At 73.1% G+C, this 16685-nt stretch carries 13 protein-coding genes; 7 read left to right on the plus strand and 6 right to left on the minus strand.

What is annotated here, in order from left to right; genetic code table 11:
• Nucleotides 1–13 precede the first annotated feature (13 nt).
• The 5 genes from pabB to ABT300_RS14005 are packed head-to-tail and all read left to right on the plus strand — an operon-like array spanning nt 14 to nt 7442.
• Nucleotides 14–2191 carry an aminodeoxychorismate synthase component I gene (gene pabB, locus ABT300_RS13985; RefSeq protein WP_351674740.1) on the plus strand — a complete coding sequence of 726 codons (2178 nt, stop codon included), beginning with the start codon at nt 14–16 and terminating at the stop codon, nt 2189–2191.
• Entirely contained in the window at nt 2188–3792 is a 1605-nt protein-coding gene (locus tag ABT300_RS13990) for an AMP-binding protein (RefSeq protein WP_351674742.1), read from the plus strand. Before pabB ends, ABT300_RS13990 begins: the two co-directional genes overlap by 4 nt.
• A gap of 41 nt (nt 3793–3833) precedes the next feature.
• On the plus strand, nt 3834–5402 hold the full coding sequence (locus ABT300_RS13995; protein WP_351674744.1) for a class I adenylate-forming enzyme family protein: 1569 nt from the start codon (nt 3834–3836) through the stop codon (nt 5400–5402).
• Entirely contained in the window at nt 5399–6586 is a 1188-nt protein-coding gene (locus tag ABT300_RS14000) for an FAD-dependent monooxygenase (RefSeq protein ID WP_351674746.1), read from the plus strand. The genes ABT300_RS13995 and ABT300_RS14000 overlap by 4 nt, the downstream gene beginning before the upstream one ends.
• A gap of 25 nt (nt 6587–6611) precedes the next feature.
• Nucleotides 6612–7442, plus strand: coding sequence for an aminotransferase class IV (locus ABT300_RS14005; RefSeq protein WP_502977934.1), 831 nt, complete (start codon nt 6612–6614; stop codon nt 7440–7442).
• Between the two features lie 170 nt (nt 7443–7612).
• Here the strand turns inward: ABT300_RS14005 and ABT300_RS14010 are convergent, their stop codons facing one another.
• The 6 genes from ABT300_RS14010 to ABT300_RS14035 all read right to left on the minus strand — a co-directional run bounded on the left by ABT300_RS14010 (nt 7613) and on the right by ABT300_RS14035 (nt 15389).
• Entirely contained in the window at nt 7613–8098 is a 486-nt protein-coding gene (locus ABT300_RS14010) for a carboxymuconolactone decarboxylase family protein (RefSeq protein WP_351674747.1), read from the minus strand.
• A 63-nt stretch (nt 8099–8161) separates the two neighbouring features.
• Nucleotides 8162–9118, minus strand: coding sequence for an ABC transporter substrate-binding protein (locus tag ABT300_RS14015; protein ID WP_351674748.1), 957 nt, complete (start codon nt 9116–9118; stop codon nt 8162–8164).
• 1 nt (nt 9119) lies between these two features.
• Nucleotides 9120–11096 (minus strand): ABC transporter permease, encoded by a 1977-nt coding sequence (locus ABT300_RS14020; RefSeq protein WP_351674749.1) that lies wholly within the window; start codon nt 11094–11096, stop codon nt 9120–9122.
• Nucleotide 11097: 1 nt separating this feature from the next.
• Complete coding sequence (locus ABT300_RS14025) at nt 11098–12249, minus strand: quaternary amine ABC transporter ATP-binding protein (RefSeq protein WP_351674750.1); 1152 nt, start codon at nt 12247–12249, stop codon at nt 11098–11100.
• The gene (locus tag ABT300_RS14030) at nt 12246–13778 is read right to left on the minus strand and encodes a GMC family oxidoreductase (RefSeq protein ID WP_351674751.1); all 1533 of its coding nucleotides are present in this window, start codon (nt 13776–13778) and stop codon (nt 12246–12248) included. The genes ABT300_RS14025 and ABT300_RS14030 overlap by 4 nt, the downstream gene beginning before the upstream one ends.
• Nucleotides 13779–13850: 72 nt before the next feature.
• Nucleotides 13851–15389, minus strand: a complete 1539-nt coding sequence (locus tag ABT300_RS14035; RefSeq protein WP_351674752.1) for an aldehyde dehydrogenase family protein — start codon at nt 15387–15389, stop codon at nt 13851–13853.
• Nucleotides 15390–15637: 248 nt separating this feature from the next.
• Here ABT300_RS14035 and ABT300_RS14040 point away from each other — a divergent pair, with 248 nt between their 5' ends.
• Together ABT300_RS14040 and ABT300_RS14045 are read left to right on the plus strand one after the other, a co-directional pair.
• On the plus strand, nt 15638–16480 hold the full coding sequence (locus ABT300_RS14040) for a helix-turn-helix domain-containing protein (protein WP_351674753.1): 843 nt from the start codon (nt 15638–15640) through the stop codon (nt 16478–16480).
• Complete coding sequence (locus ABT300_RS14045; protein WP_351674754.1) at nt 16462–16659, plus strand: DUF397 domain-containing protein; 198 nt, start codon at nt 16462–16464, stop codon at nt 16657–16659. The genes ABT300_RS14040 and ABT300_RS14045 overlap by 19 nt, the downstream gene beginning before the upstream one ends.
• Nucleotides 16660–16685 lie beyond the last annotated feature (26 nt).

Raw genomic sequence — 16685 nt, forward strand, 5'->3', positions numbered from 1 at the left:
GGGAGGTGAGCGGGTGAAAACCCTGCTCATCGACAATTACGACTCGTACACGTACAACCTTTTCCAGCTGATCGCCGAGGTCAACGGCGAGGAGCCGGTGGTGGTCCTCAACGACGCCCCGGCGGACGCCGTCCCCGACCTCGCGGCGTTCGACAACGTGGTGGTGTCGCCGGGTCCCGGGCATCCGGCGAAGGCGCGTGACTTCGGCATCAGCGCCCGTGTGCTGGCCGAGTCCCCCCTGCCGGTGCTCGGCGTCTGCCTCGGCCACCAGGGCATCGCCCTCGGGGAGGGCGCCCAGGTGTCGGCCGCCCCGGAGCCCCGGCACGGGCATCTGTCGGCCGTCCGGCACGACGAGCGGGACCTGTTCCAGGGGCTGCCCCAGAACTTCACCGCCGTGCGCTACCACTCGCTGGCCGTGCGCGAGCCGCTGCCCGACTCCCTGGAAGCCACGGCGTGGTCGGAGGACGGCGTCCTGATGGGTCTGCGGCACCGCGAAAGGCCGCTGTGGGGCGTGCAGTTCCACCCGGAGTCGGTGCTCACCCAGTACGGCCACCGGATGCTGGTGAACTTCCGCAACCTCACGGCCGAGCGGGCCCGCAAGACGCGGACGAAGAACACCGCGGTCCCGCCCTCGGAGGCCGCGATGCCGCGGCAGAGGGTGACCGTCCCCGGCCCGCGCCGGGCGAGCGGGCCCGCCTACCGGCTGCACACCCGCCGCATCGCCGAGGCGATCGACGCGGAGGCCGCGTTCACCCGGCTGTACGCCGACTCGCCCCGCGCGTTCTGGCTGGACAGCTCCCGTGTCGAGCCCGGCCTGTCCCGCTTCTCGTTCTTCGGCGACGGCAGCGGTCCGCTCTCCGAGTTCGTCCGCTACGACGTCGAGGCCGGGCGCTGCGAGATCGAGCGCCCTGGGCGGCCGACGCGCAAGGTCCGGGCGAGCGTCTTCGACTACCTCAAGCGGCAGCTCGCCGGCCGCCGGGTCGACGCCACCGGGCTGCCCTTCGACTTCACCGGCGGCTACGTCGGCTACTTCGGCTACGAGACGAAGGCCGACTGCGGCTCCCCGAACCGGCACCGCTCCGCCGTCCCGGACGCCTGCTGGCTGTTCGCCGACCGGCTGATCGCGGTGGACCACCAGGAGGGCTTCACCTACGCCGTCTGCCTGGCCGAGGACACCCCGCAGGCCGCCCTCGAGGCCGCCGACTGGCTCGAGAGCACGCTGACCCGGCTGACCTCGCTGCCCGCGGAGGCCGACCGGGCGCCGTCCCCGGCCCCCGGGGCGTCGGCGGAGGCGGACCGCGCGGCCGCCGAGCCCTGGCTGGTGCGGGACCGCGAGACCTACCTGGCGGACATCGCCGCCTGCCGGCGGGCGCTCGCCGAGGGCGTCAGCTACGAGGTCTGCCTGACCGACGCCGCCCGGTTACCCGCACCGGCCGACGCGCTCGCCTTCTACCGGACGCTGCGCCGCGTCAACCCCGCCCCCTACGCCGCCTTCCTGCGATTCGGCGACCTCGACGTGGCGGGCTCCTCGCCGGAGCGGTTCCTGCGGATCACCCGGGACGGGATCGCCGAGGCCAAGCCCATCAAGGGCACCGCGCCGCGCGGCGCCGACCCGCTGGAGGACGCCCGGCTGCGCGACGCGCTGGCGGCCGACGCCAAGACGCGCGCCGAGAACCTGATGATCGTCGACCTGCTCCGCAACGACCTGGGACGGGTGTGCCGGACCGGCACCGTGCGTGTCTCGCGGCTCATGGCCGCCGAGACGTACGCGACCGTGCACCAGCTCGTCTCCACCGTGGAGGGACGGCTGCGCGAGGGTACTGACGCGGTGGACTGCGTACGCGCCTGCTTCCCCGGCGGCTCGATGACGGGCGCGCCGAAGCTGCGCACGATGGAGATCATCGACGAGCTGGAGACCGAGGCGCGCGGCGTGTACGCGGGCGCGCTCGGCTATCTGGGCTGCAGCGGCGGCGCGGACCTGAACATCGTCATCCGCACCGCGGTCCTCGCGGGCGGTTCGATGCAGCTCGGGGCGGGGGGCGCGATCGTCCTCGACTCCGATCCGGTCGCCGAGTACGACGAGATGCTGCTGAAGACGGCCGCGCAGATGCGGGCCCTGCGGGAGGACGCCGAGGGCGGCGCGGCGGCCCCGCACCCGGGCCCCGCCACCGCCGAGGAGGCCTCCCGATGACGACGCAGCGACCCATGGCGGCTTCCCCGCTCACTCAGGCGCCCGCCGCCGCACCGCCGTCACCCGCCGCGCCGGCGGCCCGCGCCTCGGGCGTGCCCCGGCCGAGGCGGCCCGCCGACGCCCCCGGCAACCTCGCCGGGCAGCTGGCCGACCTCGCCGAACGGCGGGGCTGGGCCGGGCGGGCCGCGTTCCACCAGGGGCACCGGCGCTGGACCCACGGCGAGGTGCACGACCTCGGGGCGCGGACGGCGAGGGTGCTCGCGGACCACGGAGTGCGGCCCGGCGACCGGGTGGTGCTCGCGCTGCCCGACTCGGTGGCCTGGATCGCGGCCTTCCTCGGCGTGGCCCGGCTCGGCGCCGTCGCCGTCCTGGTCAACCCCGAACTGCCCGCCGCCGAGCACGCGTTCATGGCCGAGGACACCGAGGCCGTGCTCTGCCTGACGGGGCCGGGGCCGGCCGACGGCTTCGCCGGGCGGGCGCGGCTCGGCGCCGACGAGCTCCTCGCGCTGGCCCCCGCCGCCGAGCCCGCCGCCGTCCACCCGGTCGACGCCCATACGCCGCTGTACGTGCAGTACACCTCCGGCACCACGGGCCGTCCGAAGGGCGTCGTGCACGCGCACGGCGACCCGAAGACCTACCACGACCTGATCGGCCGGCGGCTGCTCGGGATCACCGAGGACGACGTCACCCTGTCGGTGTCGAAGCTGTACTTCGCGTACGGCTTCGGCAACGCCTTCGCCTTCCCCCTCTTCTCCGGGTCGTCCGCCGTCCTGGTGGACCGGCGTCCCACGCCCGCCGCCGTCGACGAGCTCGTCGCCCGGCACCGGGTCACCCTCCTGTACTCGGTGCCGTCGGCGTACGCGGCGCTGGTCGCCGACCGGGGCAGCGGCCACGGCGCCTGCTTCGCCTCGGTGCGCGCCGCGGTGTCGGCCGGCGAGGGTCTGCCGGACGGGCTCGGCGGCCGGGTCGCCGAACTGCTCGGCGCGCCCGTGCTGGAACAGATCGGCTCCACCGAGGCCGGTCATGCCTTCTGCGCCAACAGCCTCGGCCACGACCGTCCCGGCACCGTCGGGCGCCCCGTGCCCGGGTTCGAGGTGGAGCTGCGCGACCGGGCCGGGCGGCCGGTGCCGGACGGCGCGGAAGGGGAGATGTGGGTGCGCGGGCCGACGCTGACGTCCGGCTATCTGAACCGGCCGGAGGAGACCGGGCGCACCCTGGTCGGCGGCTGGCTGGCCACCCACGACCGGGCCCGGCGCGAGCCGGACGGCGCCTACCGGCATCTGGGCCGCACCGACGACATGGAGATGGTCGGCGGGATCACCGTCTCCCCGCTGGAGGTGGAGGCCGTGCTGCGGACCCGCCCGGGGGTGCGCGAGGTCGCGGTCGCCGCCGTCACCGACGGGCGCGGCTCCAGCCGGCTGCGCGCCTTCGTCGTCCCGGCCGGTCCGGTCTCCGCCGGTCTCGAGGAGGACCTCCTCACCCTGGCGCGCGAGCGTCTCGCCGCCTTCAAGGTGCCCAGGAGCGTCAGCTTCGTGACGTCCCTGCCCCGCACCCCCACCGGAAAGCTCCGCCGCCACCTGGTCCGCCAGGGGGCGTGGTGACCCCCTCGGGTCCCCGCCGCACGGCCGAAAGGAACAGTCACATGTCGCAGCAACGTCTGCTCGCCGACCGCGGGTTCTATCTGGGCCCCATGTTCCGGCGGGCGGCCGACCGGCACGGCGCCGTGTTCGTCACCCTGGACCGACCGCTGGACACCCACCCCTCCCTCGGCGTCGACCTCGACTACACCGTCCTCGCCGACGTGGTCGAGGAGCTGTCGGGCCGGCTGTGGGCGGCCGGGGTGCGGCCCTCCGAGCAGGTGGCCCTGCACAAGACGGACAACGTCGACATCGTCCTGCTGACCTGCGCTGTCTCCCGTATCGGCGCGGTCCCCGTGCTGCTCTCCCCCGGCCTCGCGGGCCCGGTCGTCGGGCAGCTGCTGGAACGGCTGCGGGAGCCCTGGCTGATCACCGACAGGGCCAAGCTGGAGGGGCCGCTGCAGGGCGTCGACGTCCGTGTGCGGCGGACGCTGTCCGTCGACGACGCGCCCGGCGCCGAGCTGCTGGGCGGGTTCACCGCCGACGGGCCTCCCGCGCCCGTGCGGCTGCACCCCCGCGAGCCCGCGCTGATCACCCACAGCTCCGGCACCACCGGCGTCCCCAAGCTGGCGGTGCACTGCCCGAACACCATGTGGAACCGGCTGGTCCCGCAGCAGGCCATGGGCTGGCCCACCCGCGGCGAGACGGCCGCGCTGCACATGTCGTTCGTGCACTCGCGCTTCTACCACCTGCTCGGCGTCCTGCTGCACTTCGGCAGCCCGCTGGTGCTGATCACCGACCCGGACCCGGCCGCCGTACGGCCGCTGCTCGTCCGCCACCGGCCCGGCATCGTCGAGACCCACCCCAACACGTTCGTGCTCTGGGAGGAGCTGGCCGACGCGCCCGGCGCCCCGCTGTCCCGGGTGAAGTCGTACGGCTCCACGTTCGACGCGATCCACCCGCGCACCGTGCGCCGGCTGCTGGACGCGTCGAAACGGCGTGCGCCCTGGCTGGTCCAGCTGTACGGGCAGAGCGAGACCGGGCCGGTCGCGGTCCAGTGGTTCACCCGGCGCAGCGCGCAGCGGGCGGACGGCCGCCGGGTCGGCACGGGCATCCCCGGCTTCACCCGGCTGCGGATCACCGACGCCGACGGCCGGCCGGTCGCGCCCGGCACGCCCGGCCGCATCGAGGCGCGCACCCGTGGACGCATCCTCACCTACCTGGGCGCGCGGGCGCAGTACGAGCGCCAGCTCGACGACGGCTGGTGGCAGATGGGCGACATGGGCGTCCTGAACCGGCTGGGCGCGCTGCGTCTGATCGACCGTGAGATCGACCGGATCGACGCCGTGCACAGCAGCCTGGAGGTCGAGGACACGCTGATGGAGCGTCTGGAGGAACTGCGCGAGGTGGTCATCGTGCCCGGCGCGGACCGTGAGCCGGTGCCGGTGGTGTGCGTGCGGGGCGAGCGTCCGCTCGATCCGGGGCGCTGGCGGGCGGCCACGGCCGATCTGCCCGCGATGGCCGAGCCCCGGCAGTGGCGGTTCGAGGAGCTGCCGATGACGGCGACCTGGAAGGTGAAGCGGGTGGAGATCACCCGCATGCTGACCGGGACGCCGCGGAGCGTGCCCGCGTGAACCCGGCCGTCGTCGTGGGGGCGGGCCCCGTCGGGCTGTCGGCGGCGCTCGCGCTGCGCGCGCACGGGCTGCCGGCGCTGGTGCTGGAGGCGGACCCCGAGGACCGCGAACGGCCCGGCAGCCGCGCCCTGTTCGTGCACCGCGAGACCCTCGCGCTGCTCGACGGGGCGGCGCCGGGACTGGCCGCCGAGATCACCTCCTACGGGCGCACCTGGCACACCCGGCGGACCCTGTACCGGGGCCGCGAGGTGTACGCCCGCACGTTCCCGCCCCGGTCCGGCGCGTCGACGGCCCTGCCGCCCTTCACCAGCCTGCGCCAGGTGGACACCGAGCGGTTCCTGCGCGCGGCCTGCGTGCGGGCCGGGGTCGAGTTCGTGTGGGGGGCGGGCGTCACGCAGGTGCGCACCTCCCCGGAGGGGGTCGTGCTGAGCGGCGAGGACGGGCGGGAGTGGCACGCCGGACACGTCGTCGCCGCCGACGGGGCCCGCTCGGCGGTCCGGCGCGCGCTGGGCATCGCCATGGAGGGCGTGCGCGGCGAGGGCTTCCACGTCGTCGTGGACGTGGCCGACGTGCCCGGCGCCGAGCTGCCGCTGGAACGCGTCTTCCACTACGAGCATCCGGGGGTGGGCGGACGCAGCGTGATGCGGGTGCCGTTCACCGGGGGCTTCCAGGTCGACCTGCAGTGCCGCGACGACGACGCCCAGGAGGACTTCGGCACCGAGCAGGCCGTACGGCAGTGGCTGCCGGCGATCGTCGGCGAGGGGTACGACGACCGGATCCTGTGGGTGTCGACGTACCGCTTCCTGCGCAAGGTCGCCGCGTCGTTCACCGATCCGCACCGGCGGGTGCTGCTGGTCGGCGAGGCCGCGCACCTGTTCCCGCCGTTCGGGGCGCGCGGCATGAACAGCGGGATCGCCGACGCGGTGGCGGCGGCCGCCGCCGTCGCCGCGGGCACGGAGCGGGCCGTGGAGGAGTTCGCCGGGACGCGCCGGGAGGCGGGGCTGTTCAACAGCGCCGCCGCCGGGCTCGCGCTGGAGCATCTGCGCCCCCGACGCCGGACGGTACGGCTCCGGCAGCGGGCGGCGGCGGCCCTCGCACCGGTGCTGCCCTCGTGCGGGTCATGGCTGGAGTACGCGCCGTACGGGCCCCGCGGCGGGGCGCCGGCGGCCGCGGGCAAGTACTGAGCGGGACGTCCGGAGAGGAACAGCGATGACGCAGGCCATGACACGGGCGATGACGCGGACCATGACGCGGGCGACGGCGGTGGAGGGGCTGTCGGGGTGGACGCCGGCCGGGGGGCTGACGCCCGCCGCGGAGGCCGGCGGACGGCTGCTCGTCGCGGACTCGTGGCTGGTGCGCGACGGCCGGGTGCGCGGTCTGGAGCGGCACCGGGAGCGGTTCCTGCGGGCCTGCGGCGAGTGCAGCGGTCCGCCGCTGCGCCGGCTGGTGGAGTTCTGGCGGGACATGACGGCCGCCCTGCCGCGGACCGGCGAGTGGTTCCCCCGGGTGGAACTCACCGCCGGCTCACTGGAGTTGCGGCTGCTGCTGCGCCACGCCCCGCAGCTCGAGCCCGACGTCCGGGTCTGGGCCGCGGGCCAGCCCGATCCGCGGACCATGCCGCGCCGCAAGGGGCCCGACCTCGACGCGCTGGCCCGGGTGCGCCGCCGGGCGTCCGACGCGGGCGCGACGGAGGCGGTGCTGGTCGCGCCCTCCGGCGCGGTGTTGGAGGCGGCCACCGCGAGCGTCCTGTGGTGGGAGGACGACACGCTGTGCCTGCCGCCGCCGCGGCTGCCGGTGCTGGCCGGGGTGACCGGACAGCTGATCCAGGAGCGGGCCCACCGCCTCGGCGTCCGTGTCGTGCACCGCGAGCGGACGCCCGCCGAGCTGGACGGCCGGGAGGTGTGGCTGGTGAACGCGCTGCACGGCATCCGCCCGGTGACGGCCTGGGCGGGAGGTCCGCTCACCCCCGGGCCGGCCGTGCGGGCGGACGAATGGCGGCGGTGGCTGGATGCGCAGGGGGAATCGCTGCCCCTGGTGTGAGGGAGAGAAATCGGACGGCCGACGGAACGGAAATACGGGCGCCGGACAATGTGTCCGACGCCCGCATTCACGCGTTCTCTCGAATTATCTCGCCATTCTCCGGGCCGTCGCCGTCATTTCCCGTCGCCCCCGTCGTCATCCGTCGTTTCCGTCGGCTGACGGTTTTCTCGCTACTTCTTCGCCGGCTGGTAGGCGCCCGGGACCATGCGCGTCGCGACGGCGATGCGGTTGTAGGCGTTGATGACGGTGGCCGCCCAGATCAGCGCGGCGAGCTGCGCCTCGTCGAAGACCTCCGCCGCCTCGGCGTACACCGCGTCCGGCACATGGCCGTCGTGCACCAGCGTCACGGCCTCGGTCAACGCCAGTGCGGCGCGCTCGCGTCCGGAGAAGAAGGGGGTCTCCCGCCAGGCGTTCAGCGCGTAGAGGCGCTGCTCGGTCTCTCCCTCGGCGCGGGCGTCCTTGGTGTGCATGTCGAGGCAGAACGCGCAGCCGTTGAGCTGCGAGGCGCGGATCCTGACCAGCTCCAGGATCTCGGGTTCGACCTTGGCGTCCCGCGCGGCGGAAACGGCGGCGGCGTGCAGCGAACCCATCGCGGCGGAGACGTCGGGGGTTATCTTCTTGAGCGCCACGCGGGACACGGAATTGCTGTTCGTCATGGTGGGACTGTATCCGGGAAATTCCAGGAAATCTATCCGGGATAAAGAATTCCGGGACGACGCTCAGGACAGCCACGCCTTCCAGGTGGACTCGTGGCCGTCCACCCACTGCTTCGCCGCCTCCCGCGGCGTCATCTTCTGGTCGGCGATGGCGAGGGAGACCTCGTTCTGGTCCTCGGTCGTCCACCGGAACTTCTTCAGGAAGGCGGCCGCCTTCCCGCCGTCCTTCGCGAAGCCGGCGTTGAGGTACTTCTGCAGCGGGGTGTGCGGGTAGCCGCACGCGACCTTCTGCGGGTCGGCGTCGCAGCCCTCCTTGTAGGGGGGCAGCTTCACCTCGGTCATCGGGACCTTCTTGAACAGCCACTGCGGCGCGTACCAGTAGGTGAGGAAGGGCTTCTTCTCCTTGGCGAACTGCCGCATCTGGGTGATCTGGGCGGCCTCCGAACCGGCGAACACGACCTGGAAGTCCAGGTCCAGGTTCTTCACCAGCGCCTTGTCGTTGGTGACGTAGGAGGGCGAGCCGTCCATGAGCTGGCCCTTGCCGCCGCTCTCCGCGGTGGCGAACTGCGCCGCGTACTTGTTCAGGTTCTTCCAGTTCGTGACGTCCGGGTGCTGCTTCGCGAAGTAGGTCGGCACGAACCAGCCGATGTGCCCGGTCACGCCGAGGTCGCCGCCCGGCGTGATCGTCTTCTTGTCCTTGACGTAGCGCTGTTCCTGCTCGGGGTGGCCCCAGTCCTCCAGGATCGCGTCGACCCGGCCCTGGCTGAGCGCGTCCCAGGCGGGCACCTCGTCGACCTGCACGGTGTCGACGCGGTAGCCCAGCTCGTGTTCCAGGAGGTACTGGGCGACGGCCACGTTGGCCTGGGCGCCCACCCAGGACTGGACGGACAGGGTGAGGCTCTTGGCGCCCTGCGCGTTCGCGAACGGCGAGGCCTGCTTGGTCATGTCGGCGGCCCCGCAGCCGGTCAGCAGGAGCAGCGCGGACGCGCCGGCCACGGTCGCGGTGGTACGGATGCGCATGTCACGCCCCCTTCTTCGTACGGCGTTGCGTCGGTTGGGTCACCCGGTCGAGCATCAGGCCGAGGCAGACGATGGCGGCGCCGGCGACCAGACCGGTGGCGAGGTCGCCCTGGGCGAGGCCGAAGACGACGTCGTAGCCGAGCGCGCCGCCGCCGACCAGTCCGCCGATGATGACGACGGCGAGGACCAGCACCACGCCCTGGTTGAGGGCGAGCAGCAGGGCCGGGCGGGCCAGCGGGAGCTGCACCTGCCGGATCTGCTGGCCGCTGCTCGCGCCGAGCGAGCGGGCGGCCTCCAGGGCGGCCGGGTCGACCTGGCGCAGGCCCTGGGCGGTGATGCGGACGACGGCCGGCAGTGCGTACACGACCGCGGCGGCCACGGCGGGCGCGCGACCGACGCCGAACAGCGCGACGACCGGGATCAGGTACACGAACTGCGGCATCGTCTGGAAGACGTCGAGGACGGGCCGCAGGAGCCGTTCGAAGCGGTCGCTGCGGGCGGCGGCGATGCCGGTCGCGAAGCCCAGCACGAGGGTGACGGCGACCGCGGCGAGGACCTGCGACAGCGTGTCGAGGGACGGCTTCCACACGCCGAGGACGCCGATCGCGGCCATCGCGAGGACGGCGGTGAGCGCGGTGCGCCAGGTGCCGATCACCCAGGCGAGCGCGGCGACGATCAGCAGCACCGACCACCAGGGCAGGGCCTGGAGGCCGTCGCGCAGCGGGTCGAGGACCCAGGTGGTGAAGTGGCCGGCCCAGTCGGCGGTGCCGCCGATCACGGGCACGCCGGAGTAGAGGTGGTTCGTCATCCAGTCGACGGCCCGGTTGACCGGCTCGGCGATGTTCAGCGTCCAGCCGTCGGGCCAGTCGAGGCGGCCCGCGAGCCGTGCGGCGACCGCGACCGCGACGGTGGCGGCGAGCGCGGCCGCCCAGCCGGCGCGCCGTGAGAGGCCGCCCCCGGTCGCGGCGCGGGATCCGGCGTCGGAGGCGGAGTCGGACTCGCCGGCCGCGCCGGTGACCCGGTCCAGGACGACGGCGAGGAGGACGATCGGGATGCCGGCGGCGAGGGCCGCGCCGACGTCGACGGAGGCGAGCGCCTGGTAGACGCGGTCGCCGAGGCCGCCCGCGCCGATCACCGAGGCGATGACCGCCATGGACAGCGCCATCATGATCGTCTGGTTGAGGCCGAGCAGGAGCTCCTTGCGGGCCAGCGGGAGGCGCGCGGTGAGCAGGCGCTGGCGGGCGGTGGCCCCCAGCGAGTCGACGGCCTCCAGCACCTCCTTGTCGGCGCCGCGCAGGCCGAGCGAGGTGAGCCGGGCCATCGGCGGCGCGGCGTAGACCACGGTGGCCAGGACGGCCGCGGGGACGCCGATGCCGAAGATCAGGACGACCGGGAGCAGGTAGGCGAACGCGGGCAGCACCTGCATGGTGTCCAGGACGGGGCGCAGGATGCGGTCCATCCGGTCCGAGAGCCCCGCGGCGAGGCCGAGCACGGCGCCGACGGCGACCGACACGAGGACCGCGACGATCATCAGCGCGAGCGTCTGCATGGTCGGGATCCACATGCCGAGCAGTCCGCAGGCCAGGAACGCGACGGCGGCGCCCAGCGCAAGCCGCACTCCGGCGACCCGCCAGGCGACCAGCGAGGCGGCGGCGGTGACGCCCGCCCAGCCGGCCGCGAGCAGCACCAGGTAGACGGCCCGCACGCAGAGCACGACCGCGTTGCTGACGTAGCCGAAGCCGTAGAGGAACAGCGGGTGGCTGTCGCGGTTGTCGATGATCCAGTCGCTGGCCCTGCCGAGCGGCTGGGTGAGGTCGACGGTGAGGGCGGCGGGCCAGCTGCCGCTGGCCCACTGGGCGTCGGCGAGCGGCACGAGGACCGCAGCGGCGAGCGCGAGCAGCGCCAGCTTGGCGACCGAGCGGTGTTTGAGGAGCCCCGGCAGCCAGACACGGGGGGCGGGTGCGGTGACGGTAGCCATGTCAGACCGCCTCCCTGCGGAGCTCCGTTCCGGCCACGACGTCCAGGAGCCGTTCGTGGTCGACGACCCCCAGACACCGGCCGTCCTCCATGACGCACGCGGGCCTGTGGCTGCGCGACACGATCTGGATCGCCTCGGCGACCACCGCGTCGGCGGCTATCGCGCCCGGGTGGCCGGGGCCGGCGCACTCGCCGGCCCGCATGGCCCTGCGGACCGTCATGACCTGCTCGCGCGGCACGTCGCGGACGAACTCGCGGACGTAGTCGTCGGCGGGCGAGCCGACGATCTCCTCCGGGGTGCCGAGCTGCACCACCCGGCCGTCGCGCATCAGCGCGATGCGGTCGCCGAGCTTGAGGGCCTCGCTGAGGTCGTGGGTGATGAAGACCATCGTGCGGCCCTCCTCCCGGTGCAGCCGGACGACCTCCTCCTGCATGTCGCGGCGGATCAGCGGGTCGAGGGCGCTGAACGGCTCGTCGAAGAGCAGGACCTCGGGGTCCACGGCGAGCGCGCGGGCCAGTCCGACGCGCTGGCGCTGCCCGCCGGAGAGCTCGCCGGGCCTGCGGTGCTCCATGCCCTCCAGGCCGACCTTCTCGACGACCTGCCGGGCCCGGGCGCGGCGCTCGGCCTTGCCGACGCCCTGGATCTCCAGGCCGTAGGCCACGTTGTCGACGACGGTGCGGTGCGGGAGCAGGCCGAAGTGCTGGAAGACCATCGCGGCCCGGCGCCGGCGCAGTTCGCGCAGCCGGTTCTTGTCCATGGCGCGGACGTCCTCGCCGTCGATGGCGATGTGCCCGGCGGTCGGCTCGATCAGCCGGGTCAGACAGCGCACGAGGGTGGACTTGCCGGAGCCGGACAGCCCCATGACGACGAAGACCTCGCCCTTGCGCACGTCGAAGGAGACGTCCCGGACGGCGGCGGTGCAGCCGGTGCGGGAGCGGAGCTCGGCGGGGGGCAGGGAGGTCAGCTCGGGGTCGGCGGGGACGGCCTCGGCCTTCGGGCCGAACACCTTCCACAGGCCGTCCACCGAGAAGACCGGCGGGCGCTCCTCGATGGTCGTGTGGGCGCTCGCGTCGGTACCGGCGTCGGTGTCGGTACCGGTGTCGGTGTCGGTGTCGGTGTCGGTACCGGCGTCGGTGTTGGCGTCGGTGCTCATCGGGCATCGCCTCCGATCAGGTCCACGGCCCGTTCGCCGACCATCAGCACGCCGATCATCGGGTTCACGGCTGTCATGGTCGGGAACACGGAGGCGTCCGCGATGCGGATGCCCTCCAGTCCACGGATGCGCAACTGGGGGTCCACGACGGCGAGTTCGTCGTCGGCGGCGCCCATCTTGCAGGTGCCGGCGGGGTGGTAGACGGTGTGCGCGACCTTGCGCGCGTACGCGCTCAGCTCCTCGTCGCCCGTGATGTGCGGGCCGGGGGCGACCTCGCGCTTGAGCCAGCCGGCCAGCGGCTCGGTCTGCGCGATCTCGCGGGCGATGCGGATGCCGTCGACGAGGGTGCGGCCGTCGTAGTCGTCCTCGTCGGTGAAGTAGCGGAAGTCCAGGGCGGGCTTGACGCCCGGGTCGGCGCTCTGCAGGTAGAGCCGTCCGCGGGACTTCGGCTTGGGGATGTTGGGGGTCATCGACACGCCGTGCGCCGGGCGTTCGTAGCCGAGCCGCTCCGGGTTGTCGGTGAAGGGGACCTGGTAGAAGTGGAACATCAGGTCCGGGCCCGCGTGGTCGGGGTCGCGGCGCACGAACAGACCGGCGTCGGAGTCCATCGCGGAGTTCTCAGGGAGCGGCCCGTGGGTCTCCCAGACGATCACCGACTCGGGGTGGTCGAGGAGGTTCTCGCCCACGCCGGGCAGGTCGTGGACGACGGGGATGCCGAGCGCGTCCAGGTCGGCCTTGGGACCGATGCCGGAGTGCAGGAGCAGCCGGGGCGAGTCGACCGCGCCGGCGCACAGCACGACCTCGCGCCGGGCGCGGACGAGGATCTCCTCGCCGTCCGCGGTGCGTGCGTGCACACCCCGCGCGCGGGCGCCCTCCAGCTCCAGCCGGTGCGCCCAGGTCTCCAGGAGGATCGTCAGGTTGGGCCGTTCGTCCATCACCGGGTGGAGGTAGGCGACGGAGGCGGACGACCTCTTGTTGGTCTCGGGGTGATAGGCGAGGTCGAAGAAGCCGACGCCGTCGTCGAAGGGCTTGCTGTTGAAGCCCTCGACGCGCGGGACTCCGGTCGCCTGCTGCGCGGCGTCGACGAAGTCGCGGGCGACGGCGTTGCGGTCCTTCTCGTCGACCGGGACGATGTTGTTCAGCAGGCGCGCGTAGTACGCCTCCATCGGGACCGCGCCCCAGCCCTGGGCGCCGGCCGCCTCCCACTCGTCGAAGTCGGACGGCAGCGGCTTGAACGCGATGAGGGTGTTGTGGGAGGAGCAGCCGCCGAGGACGCGCGCCCGGCTGTGCCGGATGTGGGAGTTGCCGCGCGGCTGCTCGGTGGTGGGGTAGTCGTAGTCCAGCTCGCCGCCGAGCAGGCCCGTCCAGCGGCGCAGGGTGAGGACGTCGTCGCGGCCCACGTCGCTCGGGCCGCCCTCGATGACGGCGACGGTGGTGTCGGGGTTCTCCGTGAGCCGCGACGCGATGACGGAACCGGCGGTTCCGCCTCCGACTATCACGTAGTCATAGACAGGTGAGGTCTGTGGCATGGGGGGTACTCCAGGGGCGTGCGAAGTCTGTGCGAAGTGCGTTCGGGGCGAGAGGCGGGGCCTGCGGGCGGATCAGCCCGCGAACCAGCGGACGGGCCTCGGCGCGAGGTTCTGGTAGACGTGCTTGGCCTCGCGGTACTCGGCGAGTCCGGCGGGGCCGAGTTCGCGGCCCACGCCGCTCTTGCCGAAGCCGCCCCACTCCGCCTGCGGCAGATAGGGGTGGAAGTCGTTGATCCAGACGGTGCCGTGGCGCAGTCGGCCGGCGACCCGCCGCGCGCGGCCGGCGTCGGCGGTCCAGACGGCTCCGGCGAGGCCGTAGTCGGTGTCGTTGGCGAGGGCGACGGCCTCGTCCTCGGTGCGGAAGGTCTCGACGGTGAGGACCGGTCCGAAGACCTCCTCCCGCACGACGCGCATCTCGCGGTGGCAGCCGTCGAGGACGGTGGGCTCGTAGAAGTAGCCCGACTCGGGCCGCTGCGGGGAGGGTTCGGGCCGTCGGCCGCCGGACCGCAGCACGGCGCCCTCGGCGAGCGCGGAGGCCACGTACTCCTCGGTCTTGGCGCGCTGCTGCTCGGAGACGAGCGGGCCGCACTCGACGCCGTCCTCGGTGCCGCGCCCGAGCCGGATCTTCCCGGCCCGGCGGGCGAGTTCGTCGACGAAGCGGTCGCGGACGGACTCCTCGACGATGAGCCGCGAGCCCGCCGAGCAGACCTGGCCGCTGTGGATGAACGCCGCGTTGAGGGCCTGGTCGACGGCGGTGTCGAAGCCCTCGTCGGTGGCGCAGGCGTCCGCGAAGACCACGTTGGGGTTCTTGCCGCCGAGTTCGAGGGCGACCTTCTTGACGGTCGGGGCGGCCGCCTGCGCCACCTTCGTGCCGCTGGCCAGGCCGCCGGTGAACGACACCAGGTCGACGTCGGGGTGTTCGGCGAGCCGGGCCCCGACCGTGTGCCCGGGACCGGTGACGATGTTCGCCACACCGGCGGGCAGCCCCGCCTCGGCGAGCAGGCCGATCAGCGCGACCGTCGTCATCGGCGTGATCTCGCTCGGCTTGACGACGAAGGAGTTGCCGGCGGCCAGCGCCGGAGCGATCTTCCAACTCGCCTGGAGCAGCGGGTAGTTCCAGGGGGTGATCAGCGCGCACACGCCGACCGGCTCGTGGACGACGACGCTGTGGACGTCGGCCGATCCCGCGTCCACCACCCGTCCCGGCGACTCGGCGGCCACCAGACCGGCGAAGTAGCGGAAGGCGTCGGCGACGCAGTCGATGTCGACGCGGCCCTCTTCGAGCGTCTTGCCCGCGTCACGGCTCTCCAGCAGACCGAGCTGTTCGCGGTCGCGGACGAGGAGGTCGGCGACGCGGTGCAGCAGGGCGGCGCGGTCGGCGGCGGGGGTGCGCGGCCACTCGCCCTCGTCGAAGGCGGCACGGGCGGCCGCGACCGCCAGGTCGGCGTCCTTCTCGTCGCCTTCGGCGACCACGGCGAAGGGGCGGCCGTCCGCGGGGTCGATGATCTCGCGGACGCCGCCGGAGACTGCTTCCAGCCACTCTCCGCCCGAGTGAATCGTCCGGTGCTCTCGCAGCTCCGGCGTGTGCAGCGGTTCGGTCCTGTCGGCCATGATCGGCGTTGCCTTCCGTTCCTGTTCCGTCCCCCTGTGTCACCCCCGGGTGACCCGGGGGACCGCGTCCACCTGCCCCCCACCTCGGATTGCATGCGCAATTCGCGGCCGAAAGTGCCTCGCGTCACGGAACTTGAGTGCATAAATGGACAAATAGTACCGGGATGGCCGAGTGGGCTGAAGTCAACAGAGAGTTGAATTACTCTTCGTGTCCCTGCTGCCACGCAGAGCCGCGAAGGAGTCGCCCCATGCCTGCGAGACGAGTGGTCACCGGCCGCAGCCAGCAACCCCGCAAACGCTTCGCGGAGGAGCTGCGGCTGCTGCGCACCGGCCGCGGGGAGAGCCTGCGGGAACTCGCCGAGCGCCTCGGCTGGGACGCGTCCACGCTGGGCAAGATGGAGAGCGGAACGAACCTGGGCAGCCCGGAGGTCGTCGAGGCACTGGACACCCACTACGGAACGCCGGGACTGCTGCTGGCCCTGTGGGAAGTCGCGATGGGCGACAACAGCCAGTTCAAGGAGCAGTACCGCAGATACATGGACCTGGAGGCCGAGGCGGCGAGCCTGTGGCACTACGCGGTGTCCGCGCCGCCTGGATTGCTCCAGACGCCGGCCTACGCGCGCGAGGCGCTCACCGCGGGTGGCCTGTTGGGGGAGGAGCTGGATCAGCAGGTCGAAGCACGCATGGGGCGACGGAAGTTACTGGAGGAGAAGGGCGCGCCGAAGTTCCGCGCCATCCTTTCGGAGGCGGTGTTGCGCACCCAGCTCAGAGACGCACTGGCGTGGCGGGGTCAGCTGGAACACCTGGTAGGGGTCTCTGAGCGGCCGCAAATCACCCTGCACGTCCTGCCGTTCAGCGCCGGTCCTCACCCGCTGATGAACACATCGATGATGTTCCTTCGCATGCCCGACGCCCGTACCGTGGCCTACACGGAGAATGACGTGCGCGGCGAACTGATCGAGGAAATCGGCTCGGTCGAGGAGCTGCAGCATGCGTACGATTCGGTGCGCGACCTGGCGCTTTCTCCGGTCGAGTCGCAGAAGTTCATCACGCGGATGTTGGAGGAAGTGCCGTGCGACCCCTCGACCTGAGTCAAGTGACGTGGCGCAAGTCCAGCTACAGCAACACTACCGGCGGCGAATGCCTCGAAGTCGCCGACCAGGCGCCCGCCGTCGTCCCCGTCCGGGACAGCAAGGCCCCCGAGCGCGGCGCAGTCCTCTTCGGCGCCGACGCCTGGGCGAGCTTCGTCGGCGCCCTCAAGCGGAGCTGAACGCACGCGATCCCCGGACGGTCGGA

This window comes from Streptomyces sp. NPDC001027 (assembly GCF_040299045.1).
In the GTDB taxonomy this organism is placed as follows: domain Bacteria; phylum Actinomycetota; class Actinomycetes; order Streptomycetales; family Streptomycetaceae; genus Streptomyces.